Annotated in this window: 1 protein-coding gene; it reads left to right on the top strand. The window is 50.9% G+C overall.

Annotated features, from left to right (window positions below; genetic code table 11):
- Positions 1-16: 16 nt before the first annotated feature.
- Positions 17-565, top strand: a complete 549-nt coding sequence (locus AWU74_RS06740; protein ID WP_062328670.1) for a hypothetical protein — start codon at positions 17-19, stop codon at positions 563-565.
- Positions 566-780: the final 215 nt, after the last annotated feature.

The raw sequence follows: 780 nt of genomic DNA, 5'->3' as shown, positions 1-780 counted from the left end.
AATATAAGGAGGGGGCATGAAACCGGTAAAATCTGTAATCTTGTTTTGCTGCGGATCTCTTGTATGGGCGTGCGAGCATCTCAACACTGCTTTGCCGGAAACCGATTATACCCTCTATTACGTGGGGGGGGATAAATTCATTTTCCGCAAAGACACACCGGCGATAGATATTTACAACTGTCTCGTTTATGCAGGGTACCCGGTTAATTCGTCTCCACAGCCCGCAACAGGAACGTTTGAACATACGGAGCAGGCAACCTTAAACGGGAAACTCTTATCAGATACTGTCTCAAAAGACATTCAATTTGCCAAATTAACATATTCAGAGTACGCCCCGCAAATTCACGAGTACGCCGTTATATGCTATTTCGACGACGATGCTGTTCCAACGAAATATCGCTTATGTTACAAATGGCAGCGAGAGACAACGAATGTGTGGCAAAACGATAAGATAGCTTCGGCGGAAAACTCCGCGCCCCTGAAGGATACCACTGGTTTGTGGCAAAAAAACGCGATAACTTTCTCCGACAAATTAACGATTCAGTTGACGCAACCAGCGGGTTAGCGTTGATTTTATCGGCGCGCGCGGCAATCTGCGAGCGCCGAATCGCTTCGCGGCAAGAGTCCGCGAGCCGCCCGCGCCCATTTTCGAGCCGCTCATACAGCTTTATGCGCCGCCCGCAAGAGTCTGCGAGTCACGCGCAAGGTCCCGCGAGTCGCTCATAAGATCTTGCGAGTCGCGCTCTTGAGCAGAGAGCGGGGCGCGAAGCACGCGGAGGT

It is taken from the genome of Treponema endosymbiont of Eucomonympha sp., assembly GCF_001028545.1.
Note: the sequence above shows the minus strand (reverse complement) of the source record. Positions and strands in the feature narration are given on the sequence as shown.

Coding starts and splice junctions, on each gene's coding strand:
- AWU74_RS06740 (WP_062328670.1), top strand. CDS start 17: ATGAAACCGGTAAAATCTGTAATCTTGTTTTGCTGCGGATCTCTTGTA.